This window comes from Ferrovibrio sp., assembly GCF_029255545.1.
In the GTDB taxonomy this organism is placed as follows: Bacteria; Pseudomonadota; Alphaproteobacteria; order Ferrovibrionales; family Ferrovibrionaceae; genus Ferrovibrio.
In genome coordinates this window covers 1-21,186 of record NZ_JANLJJ010000009.1, presented here as the reverse complement: position 1 = coordinate 21,186, position 21,186 = coordinate 1, and the positions used below count along the sequence as shown (strand labels likewise).

The 21,186-nt window shown below is 64.6% G+C and carries 19 protein-coding genes and 1 pseudogene; 11 read left to right on the top strand and 9 right to left on the bottom strand.

The features are described 5' to 3' along the window. Positions 1 to 819 (top strand): annotated as a pseudogene (locus Q1J79_RS00445) (cobaltochelatase subunit CobT); the annotation flags it as partial. 6 nt (positions 820 to 825) lie between these two features. Here Q1J79_RS00445 and Q1J79_RS00440 read toward each other — a convergent pair. Continuing rightward, the gene (locus tag Q1J79_RS00440; RefSeq protein ID WP_300295188.1) at positions 826 to 6,072 is read right to left on the bottom strand and encodes a PAS-domain containing protein; all 5,247 of its coding nucleotides are present in this window, start codon (positions 6,070 to 6,072) and stop codon (positions 826 to 828) included. 34 nt (positions 6,073 to 6,106) lie between these two features. Here Q1J79_RS00440 and Q1J79_RS00435 point away from each other — a divergent pair, with 34 nt between their 5' ends. Next, positions 6,107 to 7,156: an esterase-like activity of phytase family protein gene (locus Q1J79_RS00435; protein WP_367182934.1), complete on the top strand. Its 1,050-nt coding sequence runs from the start codon at positions 6,107 to 6,109 to the stop codon at positions 7,154 to 7,156. Positions 7,157 to 7,232: 76 nt separating this feature from the next. On the opposite strand, the gene rpmB is transcribed toward Q1J79_RS00435, so the two are convergent. Beyond that, positions 7,233 to 7,526, bottom strand: a complete 294-nt coding sequence (rpmB, locus tag Q1J79_RS00430) for a 50S ribosomal protein L28 (RefSeq protein WP_300295184.1) — start codon at positions 7,524 to 7,526, stop codon at positions 7,233 to 7,235. Positions 7,527 to 7,846: 320 nt separating this feature from the next. On the opposite strand from rpmB, the gene rpmH reads away from it, so the two are divergent. From rpmH to argB, 6 genes are read left to right on the top strand one after another with little or no spacing between them, the layout of a single operon-like run. After that, complete coding sequence (gene rpmH, locus Q1J79_RS00425; RefSeq protein WP_300295182.1) at positions 7,847 to 7,981, top strand: 50S ribosomal protein L34; 135 nt, start codon at positions 7,847 to 7,849, stop codon at positions 7,979 to 7,981. Between the two features lie 10 nt (positions 7,982 to 7,991). Beyond that, on the top strand, positions 7,992 to 8,387 hold the full coding sequence (gene rnpA / locus Q1J79_RS00420; RefSeq protein WP_300295181.1) for a ribonuclease P protein component: 396 nt from the start codon (positions 7,992 to 7,994) through the stop codon (positions 8,385 to 8,387). Further along, positions 8,384 to 8,644 (top strand): membrane protein insertion efficiency factor YidD, encoded by a 261-nt coding sequence (yidD, locus tag Q1J79_RS00415; protein WP_300295179.1) that lies wholly within the window; start codon positions 8,384 to 8,386, stop codon positions 8,642 to 8,644. The genes rnpA and yidD overlap by 4 nt, the downstream gene beginning before the upstream one ends. Further along, positions 8,644 to 10,461, top strand: a complete 1,818-nt coding sequence (gene yidC, locus Q1J79_RS00410; protein WP_300295177.1) for a membrane protein insertase YidC — start codon at positions 8,644 to 8,646, stop codon at positions 10,459 to 10,461. Before yidD ends, yidC begins: the two co-directional genes overlap by 1 nt. A 5-nt stretch (positions 10,462 to 10,466) precedes the next feature. Beyond that, positions 10,467 to 11,120: a ribosome biogenesis GTP-binding protein YihA/YsxC gene (gene yihA, locus Q1J79_RS00405; protein ID WP_300295176.1), complete on the top strand. Its 654-nt coding sequence runs from the start codon at positions 10,467 to 10,469 to the stop codon at positions 11,118 to 11,120. 48 nt (positions 11,121 to 11,168) lie between these two features. Continuing rightward, positions 11,169 to 12,083 (top strand): acetylglutamate kinase, encoded by a 915-nt coding sequence (gene argB / locus Q1J79_RS00400; RefSeq protein WP_300295174.1) that lies wholly within the window; start codon positions 11,169 to 11,171, stop codon positions 12,081 to 12,083. A gap of 57 nt (positions 12,084 to 12,140) precedes the next feature. Here the strand turns inward: argB and Q1J79_RS00395 are convergent, their stop codons facing one another. Both Q1J79_RS00395 and gcvA read right to left on the bottom strand, forming a co-directional pair. Then, positions 12,141 to 13,043, bottom strand: coding sequence for a DMT family transporter (locus tag Q1J79_RS00395; protein WP_300295172.1), 903 nt, complete (start codon positions 13,041 to 13,043; stop codon positions 12,141 to 12,143). Positions 13,044 to 13,143: 100 nt separating this feature from the next. Then, positions 13,144 to 14,031, bottom strand: a complete 888-nt coding sequence (gcvA, locus tag Q1J79_RS00390) for a transcriptional regulator GcvA (RefSeq protein ID WP_300295170.1) — start codon at positions 14,029 to 14,031, stop codon at positions 13,144 to 13,146. Positions 14,032 to 14,116: 85 nt separating this feature from the next. Here gcvA and Q1J79_RS00385 point away from each other — a divergent pair, with 85 nt between their 5' ends. Beyond that, the gene (locus Q1J79_RS00385) at positions 14,117 to 14,587 is read left to right on the top strand and encodes a VOC family protein (RefSeq protein ID WP_300295168.1); all 471 of its coding nucleotides are present in this window, start codon (positions 14,117 to 14,119) and stop codon (positions 14,585 to 14,587) included. A 44-nt stretch (positions 14,588 to 14,631) separates the two neighbouring features. Here Q1J79_RS00385 and Q1J79_RS00380 read toward each other — a convergent pair whose 3' ends face one another. From Q1J79_RS00380 to purB, 4 genes are all read right to left on the bottom strand, one after another. After that, positions 14,632 to 14,970, bottom strand: coding sequence for a hypothetical protein (locus Q1J79_RS00380; protein WP_300295166.1), 339 nt, complete (start codon positions 14,968 to 14,970; stop codon positions 14,632 to 14,634). A 34-nt stretch (positions 14,971 to 15,004) separates the two neighbouring features. Next, the gene (locus tag Q1J79_RS00375; protein ID WP_300295164.1) at positions 15,005 to 16,045 is read right to left on the bottom strand and encodes a hypothetical protein; all 1,041 of its coding nucleotides are present in this window, start codon (positions 16,043 to 16,045) and stop codon (positions 15,005 to 15,007) included. A 149-nt stretch (positions 16,046 to 16,194) separates the two neighbouring features. After that, a complete protein-coding gene (locus tag Q1J79_RS00370) occupies positions 16,195 to 17,076 on the bottom strand; it encodes a haloalkane dehalogenase (protein ID WP_300295162.1) in 882 nt (293 codons plus the stop codon). 74 nt (positions 17,077 to 17,150) lie between these two features. Continuing rightward, positions 17,151 to 18,542, bottom strand: a complete 1,392-nt coding sequence (gene purB, locus Q1J79_RS00365) for an adenylosuccinate lyase (RefSeq protein WP_300295160.1) — start codon at positions 18,540 to 18,542, stop codon at positions 17,151 to 17,153. A gap of 331 nt (positions 18,543 to 18,873) precedes the next feature. Between purB and Q1J79_RS00360 the strand changes: the two genes are divergently transcribed. Further along, positions 18,874 to 19,338, top strand: a complete 465-nt coding sequence (locus tag Q1J79_RS00360) for a GNAT family N-acetyltransferase (RefSeq protein ID WP_300295158.1) — start codon at positions 18,874 to 18,876, stop codon at positions 19,336 to 19,338. 25 nt (positions 19,339 to 19,363) lie between these two features. Here the strand turns inward: Q1J79_RS00360 and Q1J79_RS00355 are convergent, their stop codons facing one another. Next, the gene (locus Q1J79_RS00355; RefSeq protein WP_300295156.1) at positions 19,364 to 20,008 is read right to left on the bottom strand and encodes an NAD(P)H-dependent oxidoreductase; all 645 of its coding nucleotides are present in this window, start codon (positions 20,006 to 20,008) and stop codon (positions 19,364 to 19,366) included. Positions 20,009 to 20,108: 100 nt separating this feature from the next. On the opposite strand from Q1J79_RS00355, the gene Q1J79_RS00350 reads away from it, so the two are divergent. Then, positions 20,109 to 21,005: a LysR family transcriptional regulator gene (locus Q1J79_RS00350; protein WP_300295154.1), complete on the top strand. Its 897-nt coding sequence runs from the start codon at positions 20,109 to 20,111 to the stop codon at positions 21,003 to 21,005. Positions 21,006 to 21,186 lie beyond the last annotated feature (181 nt).

Below are 21,186 nucleotides of genomic sequence, written 5' to 3'. Positions count from 1 at the left end.
AAGCAGTCGCGGTCGTGGCATTTCGACCTAGAGGAGGGCATCCTCGATGCCGCGCGGCTGGCCCGCGTGGTAGCCAATCCGACCCTGCCGCTCAGCTACAAGCAGGAAAGCGACACCGATTTCCGCGACACCGTCGTGACGCTTCTGATCGACAATTCCGGTTCGATGCGCGGCCGCCCGATCACCGTGGCGGCGATGTGCGCCGACATCCTGGCCCGCACGCTGGAACGCTGCGCGGTGAAGGTCGAGATCCTCGGCTTCACCACGCGCGCCTGGAAGGGCGGCCAGAGTCGCGAGAAATGGCTGTCCGACAACAAGCCGGCCCAGCCCGGCCGCCTGAACGACCTGCGCCACATCGTCTACAAGGGCGCCGATGCGCCCTGGCGCCGGGCGCGGCGCAATCTGGGCTTGATGCTGCGCGAGGGCCTGCTGAAGGAAAACATCGATGGCGAGGCGCTGCTCTGGGCGCATGACCGCCTGCTGGCGCGTACCGAACAGCGCCGCATCCTGATGGTGATCTCCGATGGCGCGCCGGTCGATGATTCGACCCTGTCGGTCAATCCGGGCAATTACCTTGACCGTCATTTGCGCGAAACGATCGAATGGATCGAGAAGCGTTCGCCGGTCGAGCTCACCGCGATCGGCATCGGTCACGATGTCACGCGCTATTACAAGCGCGCCGTCACCATCGTCGATGCCGAGCAGCTCGGCGGCGTGATGATGGAAAAACTGGCCGAATTGTTTGACGAGGCGCCGCCGGCGCAGAAGCCGGGCGCTGGGGGGCGCATTGGGGGCCGTGGCGGCCGGCGCGCCGCCTGATACTGGTCAGTTCAGTTTCTTCAGCGATGCCAGCAGGTTGCTCAGGCCGCTTTTCGCCTTCTCGCTGAGTGGTTCGCCGGCCTCCTGCTGTTGCGGCGCGGCGCCGGCACCTGACGCGGCAGGCCCTGCGCCCAGCACCCGGTTGATCGCCGCGATCAGCTGCGGCAGGGCGATCGGCTTGGCGACATAATCGTCCATGCCACCGGAGATATAGCGCTCGCGGTCGCCTTCCATCGCATTCGCGGTCAGCGCGATGATCGGCAGCCGGGCGCAATCCTGCGGCAGGCGGCGAATTGTCTGCGTCGCCGTCAGGCCATCCATTTCCGGCATCTGCATGTCCATCAGGACCAGGTCGTAAGGCGCTTTCTGCACCTGTTCGCAGGCCTCGATGCCGTTGGTCACCAGATCGACCTGGTGGCCCAGCTGGCGCAGCATCATGCCGATCACCATCTGGTTCACCTGGTTGTCTTCGGCGACCAGGATGCGCAGGGATTTCTGGGTCGCCGGGCCGTCGCCCTGCGCCGCCGGGATTTCCGTCTCGACCGGCTTGCCTTCCTGCAGTGGCAGGGTGAACCAGAATACGCTGCCCTGGCCTTCGGTGCTGTCCACGCCGATCTTGCCGCCCATCAGCTCGACCAGCTGCTTGGAAATCGCCAGTCCCAGGCCGGTGCCGCCGAACCGGCGCGCGATCGAACTGTCGGCCTGGCTGAAACGGCCGAACAGGTGCTGGGTTTTGTCGGCGGCGATGCCGATGCCGGTGTCGCGCACCTTGACCGTCAGGTCGTGATGCCCATCCGGCTGCTGTGCGCTGTCGACGATGATTTCCACCTCGCCGCTGTCGGTGAACTTGATGGCATTGCCGGTCAGGTTGAACAGGATCTGGCGCAGCCGGGCCGGATCGCCCTTGGCGAAATGCGGAACATGCGGGGTCAGGTGGCTCGACAGGCGCAGCCCCTTCATCACGGCGCGGGGATTCATCATCGAGATGGCGCTCTCGATCAGGCGCGGCAGATCGAAATCAATCGATTCGAGATCGATGCGGCCGGCTTCCAGCTTGGAGAAATCCAGGATGTCATTGATCAGGGTCAGCAGATGCTCGGCTGATTCGCGCGCCGTGATTACCAGCTTGTTCTGCTGCTGCGACAGCTCGGTATTCTGCAGCAGGCCAATGGTGCCCAGCACGCCGTTCATCGGCGTGCGGATTTCATGGCTCATCATGGCCAGGAATTCCGATTTGGCCCGGCTGGCTTCCTCGGCGCGCTCCTTTTCCTCCGAGAAGCGATCGGCCAGCTCGCGCAGGCGGAAGGATTGCTGCTCGACCTGGCGGTTGGCCGCTTCCAGGTCGGTGATATTGCGCTGCAGGGTTTCCTGCTGCTCCTTCAGCGCGGTGATGTCGGTGCGGATGCCAACCACGCCGCCATCGCTGGTGCGGCGCTCGGTGTTGCGCAGCCAGCGCCCGTTCGCCAGCCGGGTTTCGGTGCTGCCGCTGTCTTTGCGGAACTGTTCGACGCGCTCGGCCAGCCATTCTTCGAGGAAGCCCGGCTCGATATCGACCATCTGGCGCTGGATGCTAGCGCGCAGGATGTCGCTGAACCTGGCGCCAGGCACCAGCAGGTCTTCGACTTCATGGTAGAATTCGCGGTATTTGGAGTTGCACAGGATCAGGCGCTCGTCCTTGTCGTAGAGCACGAAGCCGTCGGAGATGCTTTCGATGGCGTCGAACATCTGCCGTTCGGCCCGCTTGATGGCGGTGATGTCGGTGCCGATGCCGACGGTGCCGCCATCCACGGTATGCTGCTCGTGCACCAGCAGCCAGCGGCCTTCCTCGGTCTGGCGCTCGATGGAATGTCCGGCCGGATTCCTGTGCTGCTCCAGGCGCTGGATGATCCAGGCTTCGCGGTCCTTCTCGTTGATGGCGAAGGCGCCGCTGTTGATGCCGTGGCGGATCATCTCCTCGAAGCTGACGCCGGGGCGGACGAAATCCTTCAGGGCCGGGAAATATTCGGTGAAGCGCCGGTTGAACATGACGACGCGGTCGTCCGCGTCATAGAAGATGAAGGCCTCGTTGATGGCCTCGATGGCGTCGCGCAGGCGCTGCTCGGCGCGTTTGAGGTCCGTGATGTCGTCGATGATGGCGATCACGCCGCCCTCGGCGGTGCGCCGGCGCTGGTTGCGCAGCCAGCGGCCATGTTTGAGCTGCACGTCGATCGGCCGGCCGGAGGGATTGTAGAAATCCGCCTCCAGCCTTGCCACGTAATCCATCACGTCGACGCCGTCAGCCATGCGGTCCTGCTGGCCGGCGACCAGTTGCATCATCTCGTCATAGTGGATGCCGATCGCTGCCCTTTGCGGATCGTGGCCGGTGAGGTCGTAGAAACGGCTGTTGGCCATGGCCAGGCGGCCGCTGCGATCATAGAGCGCAAAGCCTTCGGCCAGCGATTCGATGGCGTCGCGCAGCCTCTGCTCGGCATGCTTCAGGTCCGAGATGTTCGAGATGATGCTGATGATGGTGCCTTCCGGCGTGCGGTGTCGCACGGTGCGCAGCCAGTAGCCCGGTGCCGCTTCGATGTCGAAGGGCTGGCCGCTCGGGTTGTCAAAATCGGCTTTCAGGCTGGCGACATAGGCCAGCGCCTCGTCGTTGCGTCCTTCCCTCTGGCCGATCGCCAGAATGCTGGCCAGGATCTCGTCGTTGTGAGTGCCTGGCCCGATCCTGGCCGGATCGTGCCCGGTCAGTTCGTAATAGCGGCGGTTTATCGTAATGATGCGGCCGTCCCGGCCGAACAGCACGAAACCCTCCGCCAGGGCCTCGATGGCATGGCGCAGCCGGTTCTCGGCATGTTTCAGGTCGCTGATGTCGTTGAAGACGGTGATGATGCCGCCATCCAGGGTGCGGCAGCGCTGCATGCGCAGCCAGACGCCCGGGAACGGCTCCGCGTCGACGGGCAGGCCGGTCGGCGTGGTGAATTCGCGGCTGAGGTTCTCGACGTAGTCCTCGAGTTCGAAGCCAGGCGTGAAATCCTTTTCCCGCGTGGCGGTGATTCGCATGATGTCCTTGAAATGCACGCCTGGCCGGACCAGCGCGGGGTCCTGCCGGGTCATCTCGTAATAGCGCTGGTTCGCCATCACCATATGCCCGTCACGGTCATAGAGGATGAAGCCCTCGGTCAGCGCGCTGATGGCGTCGCGCAGGCGCTGCTCGGCCAGTTTCAGGTCGGTGATATCGCTCAGTACGGAAATCGTGCTGCCATCGGCGGTGCGATGGCGCACGCCGCGCAGCCACAGGCCGGGCAGGGCCTCGCCATCGATCGGCTTGCCCGAAGGGTTGCGATAATCGCGCTCCAGCGCGGCGGCGAAGCCGCCATGATCGGAATCCGGCCAGTGCTGCCGGCGCAGCCGAAGCACCTCCCGCGTCACTTCCTCGAAGGTCGTGCCGGGTTTCACGATCGCGGGGTCATGGCCGGTCAGGTCGTAGAAATGCCGGTTGGCCAGGCGCATGCGGCCATCGGGGCCATAGAGCACGAAGCCGTCCGACAGGCTTTCGATGGCGTCGCGCAGATGCTGCTCGGCCTGCTTCAGATCGCTGATGTCATCAATCACCGATATGACGCCGCCATCGATCGTGCGGTGCCGCTGGGTGCGCAGCCAGTAGCCCGGGCGGACTTCCGAGTCCATCGGCTTGCCTGACGGGTGCCAGAGATCCTTGCGTTGCTGCTCTTTGTAGGCGGCAACATCGAAGTTCGGCCAGCGGGCAACCCGCCGCTGGGTGACGATTTCCAGCAACTCTTCGTAATGGGTGCCGGCGCGGATTTTCTCCGGATCGTGGCCGGTCAGTTCATAGAACCGGTGGTTGGCCACCATCAGGTGTCCATCGCTGCCATACAGCACAAAGCCGCTGGCCAGCGCCTCGATGGCGTCGCGCAGCCGCTGCTCGGCCAATTTCAGGGCCGTGATGTCGCTGGTGATCCCGACCGATCCGCCCTCGCTGGTCGGGCTGATCGAAAAGCGCAGCCAGCGCCCGTCAGCCATCCGCCATTCATACTGGAAACCGCGCTTCTCGCCGGCAAGCCTGGCGGTGCGGAAGGCCAGATGCCGCTGTCGGGCTTCCGGTGTCGATGCGGTGCCGAAATCGGCGGCCGTGGCTTCTAGCACCTCGCGGTAACTGGCGCCTTCCCGGCCGATGAAGGCCTGGAAGCCGGGTAGCATGTCCAGCGTGTTGCGGTTGAACAGGGCCAGGTTGTCGTTGGCATCAAACAGCACGAAACTGTCGGGCATCGAATCAACGGCATCCCGCAGCCGTTGCTCGGCCGAGGAGGCGCGCTGGATCTGGCGATGCAGGATGAACAGGAAACCACCGCCAGCGAGCAGGGCCAGCAGCATGGCGGCAATGCTGAACGCGAGATTGTCCCGCCAGGTGGCGAGGGTGTCGTCGAGAGAGACGCCGGCCGCCACGATCAGGGGGAAGCCCGCCACGCGGCGAAAGGCCAGGTGGCGCCGGATTCCATCCGGCTTGCCTGTGCTGAGATAAATGCCGGCATCCACATTGTCGTAATTGCCGCTGAACAGCGGTACATCGCGCGCCGAGCTGCCGGTTCCGGGTCCGACCTCGGGGATGCGGGCAATGCGAAAGCCGCCGGCATGATGCAGGGTCAGTGAATTGTCCGGCGTGATCGCGGCTTCGCGGTAGAAGCTCGTGAAATAGTCCGGATCGACGGCTGCGACGATGATGCCGCCGAAACTGCCGTCGGGCTTGTTGATGCGGCGGCTGACATTCAGCGTCCAGAGGGCGGTCAGGCGGTTTTGCATCGGCTCGCCGATGAACAGGCCGGCATGGGGGCGTTCGCGATGGATCCGGAAATACGCGCGATCGGCGGCATTGAATGGCCGCGGCTGAATGCTGGCGCTGTCCAGTATCGAGGTTCCGGTTTCATCCAGAACCAGAAAGGCGCGCACCTGCGGCAGTTCGGCCAGGCGGGCATTCATCCGCTCGCGCAGGGCTGATATGGTGCTGACGGGCAGGGTGCCGGCCATGCCGCTCAGCGTTTCCGTGTGGTTCAGCAGAAATATGTCGACCGCGGAGAAACTGCGGCTGGCATGCTCGTCCATCATGATCGCCAGCGAGCGGGCGGTCGCCTGCCCGGTCGCGATTTCGTCATGATATTGCCGATAGAGTTGCAATCCGATCACGCCGCCCAGCAGCAGCAGCAGGGCGCATACGAACAGGATCGGCAGCAGCATCACGCTGCTGCGCGTCATTCTGGCCTTCGGGGTCTGGTCGGATGCCAGCGCCATGGGCTATCAGGGCCTTGAGGAACTGCGGGAAAACATGCCGGTCATCATGCGATCCAAATCTAAACAATTGATAAGTCTAGCACTGGTTCTGCTTCTGGCCATTGGGCTGGTGGAACCGAAACAGGCGGCCCGGGCGGAAACGCTGACGGTGCGCAGCGCCCCGCTGGAACTTAACCCGGATCAGCCGGGGCAGGATCGGATCGGCCGGCTGCGCTATCTGGGTGGCTTGATCCTGGCGGCGGATGGCGATGTTTTCGGCGGATATTCCGGAATTGTCGTTGATACCGATGGCGCCGGCCTGTGGGCGGTGTCCGATGTCGGGCATTGGCTGCGGTTGGATTTCAGCCGCGATGCCGCCGGGCTGCCGGGCGGGATTGCCGGGGCCCGGCTTCTGCCGTTGAAGGATGCCAAAGGTCGTCCGATTGAGCGTAAATCCCTGAAAGATGCCGAAGCCCTGCGTCGCCTGTCCGATGGAACCTGGCTGGTATCCTTTGAGCGGGCGCATCGCCTCTGGTTGTATGGCGAACCCGGCGGTGCCGCCATGACCACATTGCCGGTGCCGGCCAGCCTGGCGGAGCAGCCGGATAATGGCGGCGTGGAGGCGGTGGCGGCCTGGCCCAATGGCGATCTGCTGCTGTTCAGCGAGGAGAAGCCGGCCGGTTTGCAGGCCAGTCCCGGCCGCACGGCGGCATGGCTGCGCCGCGCGGGGATCTGGTCCGATCTGGCCTGGCCGGCAACCGATGGCTTCAAGCCAACCGATGCAGCGGTTCTCCCGAACGGGGATGTCGTGGTGCTGGAGCGGTATTTCACGCCGCTGACCGGGCCGAAGGCGCGGCTCAGTCGGATTGTCGCCACCACGATTCAGCCCGATGCGGACCTGAGCCCCGAGCGGCTGGCCGAATGGGCGCGTCCGGTTTCAGTCGACAACATGGAGGCGCTGGATTTGCGGCGGGCCGGGGATGGCAGCCTTTGGCTTTATGTCATGTCGGATGACAACCAGAGCAGCTTCCAGCGCAGCCTGCTGATGGTGTTCCGGCTGGAAGACTAGAAACGACAACGCCCGCCGGCATTGCTGCTGGCGGGCGTCGTGAAAGCCTTTGAAGAAGGGCTCAGGCAGCCCAGTATCAGGCGGCCTTGGCGGCCAGCGCCTTCTTGATCTTGCGTTTCAGCACGCGGGCATCGTCTGACAGGCGGTCGTCGCGAGTCTTCAGCAGCCAGTTGTCGATGCCGCCGTTATGCTCGACCGAGCGCAGGCCGTGCGAGGAGACGCGCAGCGTCACGTCGCGGCCGAGCGCTTCGCTGATCAGCGAGACGACATGCAGGTTGGGCAGGAAGCGACGCCGGGTCTTGTTGTTGGCGTGGCTCACATTGTTACCGGTCTGAACGCCCTTGCCGGTCACTTCGCAACGACGAGCCATGATGAACCTCTTAAACCTTCAGTGTTTCCGCGAATTTGGCGGCCGGTTATAGGGGCTCGCCCCCCGCCCGTCAACACGCAAATCCCCGCCCCGTGCCGGTTGTATCCGCCGATCGGGAAAAGCGCCGCTTTTGCCGGGTTTTGCCGGCGGAAAACGGGCCGGAATCCGGCCCGGAATCGCGCGTTGACTCCGCCGGCCCGACCCCGTATACAGCGGGACCGATTTTGCCGGGGGTCTCGCAGGCCCCCGGTTCTACATGCGTTTATCCGTCTTTTTCGCGGTTTCCCGGGATAAAGACGGTTGTCAGACGGAGAGCCGCTGTGAAACGGACCTATCAACCCTCCAAGCTGGTGCGCAAGCGCCGCCATGGTTTCCGCGCCCGTATGGCCACCACCGGCGGCCGCAAGGTGATCGCCAGCCGGCGCGCCCAGGGCCGCAAGAAGCTTTCGGCCTAAATTATTTCCGATGGCGACGGGCGGCGTTGAGCGACTCCGCCGCCGCGCGGATTATCTCCGGGTGCAGGCGGCCGAGCGACGGGTGGCGCTGCCCGGTCTGCTGTTACAGGCCGCGCCGGGCGAAGCCGGGTGCCGTCGGGTTGGTTTCACCGCATCCCGCAAGGTTGGCAATGCCGTGGCCCGCAACCGGGCGCGCCGCCGCCTGAAGGCGCTGGCCGGCGAGATGCTGCCCCTGCATGCGGTTTGCGGTCATGATTATGTGCTGGTGGCCCGCCAGGCCACGCCGGCGCGTGAATTCCAGGCGCTGCGCCGCGACCTCGAAAGCGCGCTCAGGAAACTGAAACTGTGGCAGCCGGCCGCGCCGGCCGGGCCTGCCGCCGAACCGGGGGAAGGAAGCGCGGCATGACGCCACTGGCCCGCCTGCTGGCCCTGCCCATCCAGGCTTATCGTCTGGTCCTGTCGCCCTGGGTTGGCCATAACTGCCGGTATCAGCCCACCTGCTCCTGCTATGCGCTCGAGGCGCTGGAAAAGCACGGCGCCGCGCGAGGCGGCTATCTGGCCGTGCGTCGTCTGGCGCGCTGCCATCCCCTCGGCAGCAGCGGCTACGATCCGGTCCCGCCCGTCCCCGTCAAACCGTCATCCGTACAGCAAGGCTCAGTCTGATGTCTGACCAGAAGAATCTCATTATCGCGATCGTCGTGTCGGTGGCGATTCTGCTCGGCTTCCAGTTCTTCGTGGAAAAACCCAAGCAGGACCGGCTGCGTGAGCAGCAGGCGACCCAGCAGGTTCAGGCGCCGGCCAGCGATGGCGCGCCCGCGCCGACGGCCGCCCTGCCGCAGCTGCCCAGCCTGGCCCAGCAGGCGGCCGAGCAGGCCGCAACGCGCGACAAGGCGCTGGCCGACAGCCCGCGCGTGAAGATCGAGGGCAGGCGCCTGGTCGGTTCGCTGAACCTGGTCGGCGGCCGCATCGATGATGTGGTGCTGCCGGAATACAAGGAAACCATCAAGGCGGACAGCCAGCCGATCCATCTGCTGTCGCCAGCCGGCGGCCCGTCGCCTTATTACGCCGAGTTCGGCTGGACCGCGGCCGGCGCCAACGTCGCCCTGCCGGGCGCCCAGACGCGCTGGAGCGCGGACAAGAGCGTGCTGAAAGCCGGCCAGCCGGTGACGCTGACCTGGGATAACGGCCAGGGCCTGGTGTTCAGCCGCAAGATCGAGGTCGACGACAATTATCTTTTCACTGTCACCCAGAGCGTGGCGAATAACGGCAATGCCACCGTCACGCTGTTCCCCTATGCCCTCGTGTCGCGCCATGGCACGCCGAAGACCGACGGCCTCTACATCCTGCATGAAGGCCCGCTTGGCGTGTTCAAGGAGAAGGGCTCCGACAACGGCACGCTGAAGGAGCTCAGCTACAAGGATCTCGCCGAGGGCGCGCAGGAATTCAGCTCGGTCGGCGGCTGGCTCGGCTTCACCGACAAATACTGGCTCACCGCGCTGGTGCCCGGCGTCGACCAGACCATGAAGGGCCGCTTCACCCACGCCAAGGTCAATGGCGGGCCCGAGCGCTACCAGGCCGACTATCTCGGCGCCGGCCAGCCGCTCGAGGCCGGCAAGAGCGTCGTCAGCACGTCGCTGCTGTTCGCCGGCGCCAAGGAAGTGAAGCTGATCGACAAGTATCAGGAGCAGCACCAGATCGCCCGCTTCGACCTCTCGATCGACTGGGGCTGGTTCTACTTCCTGACCCGTCCGATGTTCTTCGCCATCGAGACGCTGAAGGGCTGGCTCGGCAATATCGGCCTGGCCATGCTGGCGGTGACCGTGATCGTCAAGCTGCTGTTCTTCCCGCTCGCCTACAAATCCTATGTGGCGATGAGCGCGATGAAGAAGCTGCAGCCCGAGATGCAGAAGCTGCGCGAGCGCTACGGCGAGAATCGCGAGTTGATGCAGAAGGAGCTGATGGCCCTCTACAAGAAGGAGAAGGTCAATCCGGCGGCCGGCTGTTTGCCGATCCTGCTGCAGATTCCGGTCTTCTTCGCCCTGTATAAGGTGCTCTATATCGCCATCGAGATGCGGCATGCGCCCTTCTATGGCTGGATCCGCGATCTCTCGGCGCCCGATCCCACCACATGGATCAATGGCTTTGGCCTGCTGCCCTGGGCGGTGCCCGATCTTGGTCCGCTGGCGATCGTCTCGATCGGCGTCTGGCCGATCATCATGGGCGTGTCGATGTTCCTGCAGATGAAGATGAATCCGCAGCCGCCCGATCCGGTGCAGCAGAAGATCTTCGCGCTGATGCCGGTGGTGTTCACCTTCATGCTCGGCCAGTTCGCCGCCGGCCTGGTGATCTACTGGAGCTGGAACAACACGCTCAGCATCCTGCAGCAGTATGTCATCATGAAGCGGATGGGCGTGAAGATCGGCGGTGGCGCCGAAAAGCCGGAGCCCGCCCCGAAACCGCCTGCCAAGACGAAGAAGTAAGGCGCATGGCCGATCTGCCGGCCGTCGACGAGGAGTTCAGCCCGGCCGCGCTGGAGCGCGGCCGGCTGCTGTTTGCCGGACCCTGCGATTTCTTCGCCGGCGCCATGATCATGGCGCAGCTGCCGTCCGCGCGTGGACCGGAGATCGCTTTTGCCGGCCGCTCCAACGTGGGCAAGTCTTCTTTGGTCAACGCGCTGTGTGGCCGCAAGGCGCTGGCGCGCACCTCGAACACCCCGGGCCGGACCCAGCAGCTCAATTTCTTTGATCTCGGCAATGGCACGCTCAGCCTGGTCGACCTGCCGGGCTATGGCTATTCCTCGGTCGGCAAGGCCAAGGCGGCGGCCTGGACCGAGACCACCCGGGCCTATCTCAAGGGCCGACCGGAGCTGAAGCGCGTCTGCCTGCTGGTCGATGGCCGCCATGGCCTGAAAACCGGCGATGAAGACATCATGAAGCTGCTCGACCGGTCGGCGGTGATCTACCAGGTGGTGCTGACCAAGGCCGACAAGACCACGGATGCCGAACTGGCCAAGGTCAAGGCCGCTACGGCGCTGACGCTGAAACGTCATGTTGCCGCCCATCCTGTCATCCGCGTCACCTCCAGCGAAAGCGGCTTCGGCATCCCGGAAATGCGGGCCGAGCTTGCGGCCCTGGCCTGACGCCGCTTATAACCGCCTGAACGCCCAAAAACGCCGAGACGAAACGCCATGAAAACGACCGGCCCGAAGCCGCTGGAAGCGCATCTGCAGGAAACCGCCCTGGTCCTCTCCGAGGCGCTGCCCTACATGCGCCGTTTCGCCGGCCAGACCATGGTGATCAAGTATGGCGGTCATGCCATGGGCGACGAGAAGCTGGCGATGCAGTTCGCCCGGGACGTCGTGCTGATCAAGCAGGTTGGCATCAATCCCATCGTGGTGCATGGCGGTGGGCCGCAGATTGGCGCCATGCTGGAGCGGCTGAAGATCAAATCCGAGTTCGTCGACGGCCTGCGCGTTACCGACCAGGCCACGGTCGAGATCGTGGAAATGGTGCTGGCCGGTTCGATCAACAAGCAGATCGTCACGGCGATCAATGCCGCCGGCGGCACCGGCATCGGCATTTCGGGCAAGGATGGCCGCCTGATCGAGGCGCGCAAGCTGCGCCGTTCCGTGCGCGATCCCGGCTCGAATATCGAGAAGCTGCTCGATCTCGGCTTCGTCGGCGAGCCGATGCGCATCAACCCCGACATCCTGCGCAGCCTGCAGAATTCCAATCTGATCCCGGTGGTGGCGCCGATTGGCGTCGGCGAGAATGGCGAGACCTACAACATCAACGCCGACACCTCGGCGGGCGCGATTGCCGCCGCTTGCGGCGCCAGCAAGCTGCTGATGCTGACCGACGTGGCCGGCGTGCTGAACAAGGACAAGAAACTGATCCCCTCGCTCACCGCCAAGGATGCGCTGGTTCTGATGGGCGACGGCACCATTTCCGGCGGCATGATCCCGAAGGTGGAAACCTGCCTCGATGCGGTGCGTGGCGGCGTGCAGGCGGCGCATATCCTGGATGGCCGCATCCCGCATGTGCTGCTGCTCGAGCTGTTCACGCCGCATGGCGTCGGCACGATGATCGAGAAAACGCCGTAAGCCCAGCTTCGATCCGCTTTGGAAGCCGCTGGCCCGAAAATTTGGCTGGCGGCTTTTTTATTGCGCCGGGATCTGCCGCCGGTTGACCAGCAGGATGCCGGCCACGATCACGATCACCGCCAGCCAGGTGATCAGGCCGTAGCGTTCGCCGAACACGAAGGTGCCGATGCCTAAGCTGGTGGCGGCCATCACATAACCGATCTGGCTCAGGTAAACCGGCCCGGCCACGCGCTGCAGCTCGAAATAGGGCAGGAAGCTTAAGAACGCGAACAGGCCGGCTGCCACCAGCACCCAGTCGGCATCGATGCTGCCCGCGGGCAGGTGGCCAGCGCCGAACGCCGCGCCGCCCAGCAGCAGCCAGAAGGCCGCGCCCAGCAGGGTGCCCGAAGCCAGCGCCAGCGGGGCGGCGTCCTGCGGCCAGGCGCGGGTGCGATAGATATTGCCCGCCGCCAGCGAAACCGGCGCAGTCAGGGCCAGCAGCATCCAGGGCAGGGTGGCGTCATCCACCGGGCCGGAACGCGGCAGCAGGATCAGCAGAATGCCAATCAGGCCGAGCGCGATGCCGCCGGCCCGCATCCAGGCCAGCCGCTCCATGCGCAGGCCAAGCGCGAAAATGTAGGTCAGCATGGCGGGGAAGGCATAGACGATGCTGGGCAGGCCGGCGCCGATATGCGCGACCGCCAGGAAAACCATCACGCTGGGCAGGGCGAGCGTGATCAGCCCGCTGATGGCGTAATACCGCAGATGTCGCAGGCTCATGGGCGGCCGCACGCCGTTGAGCATGGCGAGCAGCAGCAACAGCAGGCCGCCGAGCAGATTCTGCCAGAAGGCAAAGCCGATCATCGGAATGCCGCCGGCCGCCGCCAGTTTGGCGAAGGGTGGCGCGAAACCGAGCGCGACGCCCGTCGCGATCAGCAGCAGCAGGGGATAAAAGCGGGACTGGCGCAGGCGGGTGGGCATGATGGCATGATGGATGTGTGAGGAGGGCGGACTGTTCGACCTATCGCGGCCTGCTGCTGGGGTAAAGGCACGGCAGCGCGGATTGTGCGGCTCGTCACGATCAGCTGAACAGCCAGTCGCGGAAGGCGCGAATCGTGGGCTCGCGTTCGCGCCCGGCCAGGTGCAGCAGGTAATAGCCGCCCCTGCGCTGCACGCGATGACGCGGCAGCGGCTCGACCAGGCGTCCGCTGGCCAGCTCGGCCTGCACGAAGATGTCGGGCACCAGCGCCAGGCCGAGGCCGTTCACCGCCGCCTCGATCGACATGAAGAAATGCTCAAACGCCGGGCCGCGTAGGCCGGCGGGTGGCTTCAGGCCGGCATTTTCGAACCATTCCCGCCAGGCTTCCGGTCGCGTGGAATGGGTCAGCAGCACATGGCGCTTCACGTCCTCGGGCTTTTTCACCGGCCGGCTTTTCAGCAACGCCGGCGCGCCAACCAGAATCACGGTTTCGGGGAACAGGAATTCTGCTTTCAGTTCGGCGGGCCAGCTTCCGTCTCCATACTGGATGCCGACATCCACCGGCTCGGTGGTGAAATTGATCGGCCGGTCGGCACTGGTCACGTCCACGGCGATCTCGGGATGCTGCTGCTGGAAATCGGCCAGCCGCGGCATGAACCAGCGCATGGCGAAGGTCGGCAGCATGGTGATGGCCAGCCGGTTGGCCGGCCGTCCGGCCCGGGCGATCAGCCGCGTCGCCGCGGTCATCCGCTCGAAGGCGTCGCGCAGCGCCGGCAAATAGGCGGCGCCGGCCTCGGTCAGCTGCAGGCCGCGGGGGCCGCGGCGGAACAGCGCGATGCCCAGTTCCTCCTCCAGCTGCTTGACCAGGCGGCTCACCGCGCCCTGGGTGACATGCAACTCCTCGGCGGCGCGGGTGAAGCTCAGATGCCGGCCGGCGGCGGCAAAGGCGCGCAGGGCATTCAGCGAGGGCAGATCATGAGAAAAACTCATAGCGAGCCGAGATTAAATCGATTGTGGCGGCAAAGCCAGCCGGTATGATCCAGCCAGTTTAAGCCCCCAGATTCCAGAGGCCCCGATGAACGCCCTTGCCCCGACCAAGACCGCCGCCACCCAGGAAAAGTCCACGAGGGCGATCCGTCCCTTCCACCTCGCCTTCCCGGTGCGCGACATCGCCGAAGCCCGCAGATTCTATGGCGGGCTGCTGGGTTGCGCCGAGGGCCGCTCGGCCGAGCATTGGGTCGATTTCGACTTCTTCGGCCACCAGGTGGTGGCCCATCTGGCGCCGGAGGAATGCGGCACCAGGGCGTTCAGCGCAGTCGACGACCATCAGGTGCCGGCCAAGCATTTCGGCGTCATCCTCACCATTCCGGACTGGAATGCCCTGGCCGAGAAGCTCAAGGCCGCCGGCATCACGTTCGTGATCGAGCCCTATGTGCGTTTCGAGGGCGAGGTGGGCGAGCAGCACACCATGTTCTTCCTCGACCCCTCGGGCAACGCGCTCGAGTTCAAGGCGTTTGCCAACGACGACATGATCTTCGCGAAGTAGAAGGCGGGGGGGCTGCTATGCGGCCCCCGCCTTGCGGGAATTCATCAGGCTTTGGCTTTTTGAAGCAGGGTTGCGGCTTTTTGGGTCGCCTCGGCCAGCGCGTCAGCGCGTTCGGCAAGGGTCTGGCTGTTTCTCCTCGCCTGCTTGACGGCATCGTTGGCGGTTTTGAGCGCTTCATAGGCGGTTTCGGCCGCATTCGCCGTTTTGCTTAGCTCCTCGTTGATGGCATCCAGATAGACGCCTTCGGCCTTGTTCCAGTTTTCCTCGACGAACTTCACCTCATCCTCGCTGCGAGTATCCGCCATGTCCTTGCGGTAATTCCGCATGACGTCGAGGTATGTCTTTTCAATCTCCTTGACGCGCTGCTGCTGTGTCGATGGCATCAGCCCTCTCCTTATCATGCGGGATCAGAATGGTTCATTCCGCGTCGCGAATCCTTTTGTAGTATCCCTCGATCCGTTTTGCCCAATACTGCAACTCGGCAAGGTCCGGGGCTTTCTCTTCCTGCAGTTTCTCGTGCGCCACGATCAGCTTGGTCAGGCCATTGAGCAGATCGTTGTAGCGTTCGGCAACTTCCTTGTCCTGGCGTTCCGCCCGCAGACTGATGATGCGGCTGATCGCGCCCTTGAGGGGGGTGCTGCGGCCGATCGCCTTTTCCAGATCCGGCACTGGCTCGGAGCCGATTCCGCGAATGATCGGGCCAAGGGTGGAGGCATATCCGATTACGCCTTCATCCATGAGGACCTGCCTGAGCACCTCTCGCCGCGCCGTATTGGTCACGCGGATCGAGGCCATGATGGTTTTTTCTTTGTCGATTGCCGCCTTGAGGGCTGCAACGGCCGTCTGTATTGCCCGGCTGGCAGCAAGGACCTGCTTTTTGTGGCGTTCTTCGGCAACCAGGCCGGCGCCGACTTTCACGATCTCGCCGATCGTGGCGGAAACCAGCGGTATGGCCGCCGCCCCGGGAACGGGGATTGCATTGATGACGCCGATGAAGCTGTTGGTTTGACTGATCAGATTGCCAACGGATTTTTCCGCTTCCTCTGCGGCCTTATAGGACGCCAGAGCCTCAAAGCCGGCATAGGCTTCGGTGAGCGTTCCCAGGGCATCCGCCCGTTCCTGCAGGGCTGCGGTGATCTTTGCCAGCCGCTCCGTATTGTCAGGCAGGTCAATGCTGTCTGGATGCAGGCGACAGGGGTTGCTGGCGGTCGCCTGCTTGATGCAGGCGCGCATTCTGGTGCTGACGCGTATCAGCGTGTTGCGCTCGTCGAAAAGCTTGATTTCCTCGACGACGCTTTTGGCCTCGTCGCGCATTGATGTTGAAAGCTTGGTGCCGGCGCTGCCGAGCTTTTGTGCGGATTGCAGATCGATGCCCGAACATGCCGAGGCAAGCATTGCCAGCGCGGCAAGTATTGCGAGGCGGCGCCCGAGACCACCCCTGGAAACCGAGACAGCCATAACATCCCCCCTCAGCAGATTTCTTACAATCTACCCGGGCGAGATGCTGGCGAGCATTCCCGTGGTTTGGCAAACGAAGTTTTGGTAATGCGGTCCTGAAAGTTGTTGATAACCCCGCAGCGGCAGACACCCGTATGCAAGGCGGCCTTTTAGAGCGCCGCCAGCGCCGCTTCCGCCACGCGCTCACCCCATTCCTGCACGAAATGGCCGGCCTCGGGCAGTTCCAGCGGCGCGGGGCAGCCCCTGATGATCTTGCGCAGGCCATGCATCACCGGGGGGCCAAGCACCGGGTCGGTCATGCCGATCGCCATGAAGCTTTTGCCGCTCCAGTCCTTCATCCAGAACTCGCGCGCCCGCCGCGAGGTGGCCGCGCCCGGCGCCTCGGGCGAGTCCGGCACCAGGTTGGGAAAGCGCCGCACGCCGCCCTTGTAGGCCGCATCGGGATAGGGCGCCTCATAGGCGGCGGCTTCCTTGGGCGTGAGATGCGGGCAGGAGCGCGCCATCAGCTTGGCGATCTGCATGTCTGGATTCTTGTTGTTCCAGGCGCGCCAGTCGAGGAAACCCTGGCCGAGCGGCACGTCGCCGGTGCCCAGCGCGGTGTTCATCACCAGCAGGCCGGTGAAGCGCTCGGGCATTTTCATCGGGATGGTGAGCCCGAGCAGCCCGCCCCAATCCTGGCAGACCAGCACGACATCCTGCAGGTTGAGCGCGCGGATCAGCGCGATCAGGCTGTCGCGGTGGAAATCGAAGGTATAGGCGGCATCCTCGCGCGGCTTGTCGGAGCGGCCGAAGCCGAACAGGTCGGGCGCCACCACGCGATGGCCGGCCGCCACGAAGACCGGGATCATGCGCCGGTAGAGATAGCTCCAGGTCGGCTGGCCATGCAGGCAGAGGAAAGTCCTGGCGCCATGCCTGCCCTCGTCGAGGTAATGCATGCGCAGGCCGTTCTCGTGCGTCAGGTAATGCGGCCGGAAGCCATAGCCCGGCAGGTTGTCGAAACGGTCGTCCGGCGTGCGCAGGGCCTCGATCATGGCGTCTCTCTCTCCCGTTATCCTTGGGGAGAGGCTGTCACGGTCGAGCCTGCCGGATCAACCGTGACGTGACGTCAGCGCGACTTTTTCGCGGCTTTCTTCGCCTTCGCGGCCGGCTTCTTCTTCGTGGCCGGCTTCCCGCGCGGCTTCACGATTCCGGGCGTGGCGCCTTCCTGGCCGAAGACGCGGGTGAAGATGGTGTCGACATGCTTGAGGTGATAGCCCAGGTCGAACAGCGCGGTGACCTGCGCCGGCTTCAGCTTCCTGGTCACCTCCGGCTCGCCCAACAGGGCCTGCAGGAAATCGCCGCCCTGCTGCCAGATCCTGTGGGCATGGCGCTGCACGATCTTGTAGCTGTCCTCGCGGCTGACGCCGGCCTGGGTCAGCGCCAGCAGCACGCGCTGGGAATGCACCAGGCCGCCGAAGCGGTCGAGGTTCTTCATCATGTTGTCGGGATAGACCACCAGCTTCTCGATCACGCCGGCCAGGCGGTTCAGCGCGAAATCCAGATGCACGGTGGCATCCGGGCCGATGCCGCGCTCCACCGATGAATGGCTGATATCGCGCTCGTGCCACAAAGCCACGTTCTCCAGCGCCGGGATCACCGCCGACCGCACGAGGCGAGCCAGGCCGGTCAGGTTCTCGGTCAGCACCGGGTTGCGCTTGTGCGGCATCGCGCTGCTGCCCTTCTGGCCGGGCGAGAAGAATTCCTCCGCTTCCATCACTTCACTGCGCTGCAGGTGGCGGATCTCGATGGCCAGCCGCTCGACGGAGGAGGCCACCACGGCCAGATGCGCGAAATAAGCCGCGTGGCGGTCGCGCGGGATCACCTGGGTCGACACCGTCTCCGGTACCAGGCCCATCTTCTTCGCCACCCATTCCTCGACGAAGGGATCGATATGGGCATAGGTGCCCACCGCGCCCGAGATCGCGCAGGTGGCGACCTCCTCGCGCGCCGCAACAAGGCGACGCCGGGCACGCTGGAACTCGGCATGGAAGCCGGCCAGCTTCAGGCCGAAAGTGGTGGGCTCGGCATGGATGCCGTGGCTGCGGCCGATGGTGGGCAGCAGCTTGAATTCAAACGCGCGCTCCTTCAGCGCGGCGAGCACGCGGTCGCAATCCGCGATCAGCAGGTCGGCGGCGCGCACCAGCTGCACGTTCAGGCAGGTATCCAGCACGTCCGACGAGGTCATGCCCTGGTGCACGAAGCGCGCCGAGGGGCCGACATATTCCGCGAGATTCGTGAGGAAGGCGATCACGTCGTGTTTGGTCTCGCGCTCGATGGCGTCGATGCGCTTGATCTCCCACTTGCCCTTTTTCCACACCTCTTTCGCTGCCGCCTTCGGGATCACGCCCAGCTCGGCCTGGGCATCGCAGGCATGGGCCTCGATCTCGAACCAGATGCGGAAACGCTGCTCCGGTTCCCAGATGGCGGCCATTTCGGGACGGGTATAGCGCGGGATCATGCGGATGCCTCGATGTGAAAGACGGAGACTCGGCGCCGGAAAACGGCGGATAAAGCCGCGCCGTGTTTACGCCCTAAGGCACAGGGGATCAAGCTGGCCATCCGGCGGAGGCGGGATGCCGGCGGGGTGGCATGGTTTGGCGTCGTGACGGCTCGGTTTTGCGTCGTTTTGCGATGGTTTTGATGTGTTAACCCATTGAAATTGTGTGAACCGCCCGGGCAGATCAGGCTGGCCGGACCCGGCTTCCGGCCGCTATGGAACATAGAATGAACACGCTCCAGATCAAGGGCATCCGATTGACAGGCCGGCCCGCTTCCGGCCAGCAAGGGGCATGACCGCTCTCCTCATCGCCGACCTGCGCGCCCGCCCGGCCTTTGCCGATACGGTGGCGCAGCACATCTGGGCTACCTTCTGGCGCCACAGGGACGTACCGTTCGACGAGATCCGCGCCGGTTTCGCCCGGCATATGGAAACAGATGGCATGCCCTTCACCCTGGTGGCAGAGCGCGAAGGGATGTTGTGCGGAACGGTCTCGGTGATCGCCAGCGACGAGCCAGCGCGGCTCGACCTCACGCCCTGGATTGCCGCGTTATGGGTGGATGAGGCCGCGCGTGGCCGGGGCGTGGCCCGCGCGCTGCTCGAAGATGCGGCCACGCGCTGCAGGGCTCTGGGCGTCGAAACCCTGTTCCTCACCGCGCGGCCCGCTTTGCGAGATTTCTATGATCGGCTCGGCTGGCGCATGGTTGATGACGGGATCGGGCCGGCTCGGCTGGTGATCATGGAGCGCATGTTGTGATCGCCGCGCCGGCGAATGCGGCGGCTCAGCCGGCGCAAGCGGATATGGTGGCACCGAAGCGGTAAGCGATATCCTCCCGGGTCTTCTTCAGGCTGGCATCCATGGCGGCCGGATCGGTCGAACTGCCCTCGACCGCGAAGAACTCGACCTCGCTGAGGCCGAGGAAATTGAACAGTCCGCGCAGATAGGGTGCGAGGAAGTCCATCGCGGCATAAGGCCCGTTGTCGACGTAGCCGGAGGCACCATAGGCGGCGGCGATCAGTACGGCCTTGCCGCCGAGCAGGCCATGCAGGCCTTTCTCGGGATCGAAGCCGAAGGTATGGCCGATGCGTACGATGTGGTCGATCCAGGCCTTAAGCGCCGACGGGACCGAGAAATTGTACATCGGCACGCCGATCAGGATGGTGTCGGCCGCCTGCAATTCGGCGATCAGCCGGTCGGACAGTCCCGTGGCCGCGCGCGTCTGCGTGGTCTGCTGGTCCTCGGGCGTGAAGAAACCGGCGATCGTGGCGTCGCTGATATGGGGCAGGGGCTCCACAACGAGGTCGCGCCGGGTCACCTGGCCGCCGGGATGCCGCGCCTGCCATGCGGCTTGAATCTCGTCGGCGAGGCCACGCGAATGCGAATCCTGGAGACGGGAACTGGAATCGATGCGAAGCAGATGTGCCATGGATGGCTCCTTTGAGAAATGCGGTGCCGGCACAGATAGTCCGTTGCTATAACCGGATAAATATTTGCTAAAACATTTCTTTGTTGCATAATATGCACGAATGGACCTGGACAGCCTCGTCATCTTCATCGAAGTACTGCGGCGCGGCAGCTTTGTCGCCGTCGCGCGCGACCGCAACGTGGCGCCCTCCTCGATCTCGCGCGCCATCTCTGCGCTGGAAGAACAACTCGGCAGCCGCCTGCTCCAGCGTACGACCCGGCGCGTCGCGCCGACCGAGGCAGGCATGGCCTATTTCGAGCGCATCGAGCCCGTGGTGGAGGAAATGCTGCGGGCCAATCAGAGCCTCGCCGAAGATGCCGGCCAGCCGCGCGGCAGCCTGCGCATCACCACCTCGGTGTCGTTCGGGCATGAGAAGATCGTCCCGCTGTTACCCGGCTTCGCCGCCCGTTATCCCAGCCTGAAACTGGATGTCCTGCTCAGCGACAATGTCATCGACCTGGTGGCCGAGCGGATCGACGTGGCCATCCGCCTCGGCCAGTTGCCGGATTCGCGGCTCGTCGCGCACCGCCTGATTGCGACACGCTATCGGGTCTGCGCCTCCCCTGCCTATCTGGAGCGCCACGGCCTGCCTCGGTTGCCGCGCGAACTGGCCGGTCATAACTGCATTCTGTTTCCATTGCCGGGCTTCCGCTCACGCTGGGTGTTCCGCAACCGCAAGGGGGAACTGGTCCGCGTGCCGGTCGCGGGCAATGCCATGCTGTCCAGCGCCAGCAGCATCCACCGCTGCGCCATGGCCGGGATGGGCGTGGCGCTGCTGCCCGACTGGCTGGTCGCTGCCGATATCGCCGCCGGCCGGTTGACCGATCTGTTTCCCCGCCTCGACGTGACGGCGACGGATTTCGATACCGCCGTCTGGGCCGTCTATCCGTCGCGTGCCTATATGCCGCAGAAAACCCGGGTCTTCATTGACTATGTGAAGGCGACTCTCGCTGCCTGACAATATGGCCGCGCGCCTGGTGGCGGCGTCGGCCGGGCGGATTGTCCCCGCACAATTCCGCTGCTGAATCCCGCCGCATCCCGCGCTAGGCTGTTCGCGCCCTCAGCCGGAGCCGCGCCATGCCATCCACCGCCAACCTGATCGCCTTCGCGCTTGTTTCGCTCGGCATGGTGCTCACGCC

Bases quoted from the DNA above. Each gene is read 5' to 3' on its own strand.
- Q1J79_RS00355 (WP_300295156.1), bottom strand. From the start codon at position 20,008: ATGGCACATCTGCTTCGCATCGATTCCAGTTCCCGTCTCCAGGATTCG.
- Q1J79_RS00375 (WP_300295164.1), bottom strand. From the start codon at position 16,045: ATGGCTGTCTCGGTTTCCAGGGGTGGTCTCGGGCGCCGCCTCGCAATA.
- purB (WP_300295160.1), bottom strand. From the start codon at position 18,542: ATGATCCCGCGCTATACCCGTCCCGAAATGGCCGCCATCTGGGAACCG.
- Q1J79_RS00395 (WP_300295172.1), bottom strand. From the start codon at position 13,043: ATGCCCACCCGCCTGCGCCAGTCCCGCTTTTATCCCCTGCTGCTGCTG.
- Q1J79_RS00435 (WP_367182934.1), top strand. From the start codon at position 6,107: ATGGGCTATCAGGGCCTTGAGGAACTGCGGGAAAACATGCCGGTCATC.
- argB (WP_300295174.1), top strand. From the start codon at position 11,169: ATGAAAACGACCGGCCCGAAGCCGCTGGAAGCGCATCTGCAGGAAACC.
- rpmB (WP_300295184.1), bottom strand. From the start codon at position 7,526: ATGGCTCGTCGTTGCGAAGTGACCGGCAAGGGCGTTCAGACCGGTAAC.
- gcvA (WP_300295170.1), bottom strand. From the start codon at position 14,031: ATGAGTTTTTCTCATGATCTGCCCTCGCTGAATGCCCTGCGCGCCTTT.
- Q1J79_RS00440 (WP_300295188.1), bottom strand. From the start codon at position 6,072: ATGACGCGCAGCAGCGTGATGCTGCTGCCGATCCTGTTCGTATGCGCC.
- yihA (WP_300295176.1), top strand. From the start codon at position 10,467: ATGGCCGATCTGCCGGCCGTCGACGAGGAGTTCAGCCCGGCCGCGCTG.
- rnpA (WP_300295181.1), top strand. From the start codon at position 7,992: ATGGCGACGGGCGGCGTTGAGCGACTCCGCCGCCGCGCGGATTATCTC.
- Q1J79_RS00360 (WP_300295158.1), top strand. From the start codon at position 18,874: ATGACCGCTCTCCTCATCGCCGACCTGCGCGCCCGCCCGGCCTTTGCC.
- Q1J79_RS00380 (WP_300295166.1), bottom strand. From the start codon at position 14,970: ATGCCATCGACACAGCAGCAGCGCGTCAAGGAGATTGAAAAGACATAC.
- Q1J79_RS00370 (WP_300295162.1), bottom strand. From the start codon at position 17,076: ATGATCGAGGCCCTGCGCACGCCGGACGACCGTTTCGACAACCTGCCG.
- yidD (WP_300295179.1), top strand. From the start codon at position 8,384: ATGACGCCACTGGCCCGCCTGCTGGCCCTGCCCATCCAGGCTTATCGT.
- yidC (WP_300295177.1), top strand. From the start codon at position 8,644: ATGTCTGACCAGAAGAATCTCATTATCGCGATCGTCGTGTCGGTGGCG.
- Q1J79_RS00385 (WP_300295168.1), top strand. From the start codon at position 14,117: ATGAACGCCCTTGCCCCGACCAAGACCGCCGCCACCCAGGAAAAGTCC.
- Q1J79_RS00350 (WP_300295154.1), top strand. From the start codon at position 20,109: ATGGACCTGGACAGCCTCGTCATCTTCATCGAAGTACTGCGGCGCGGC.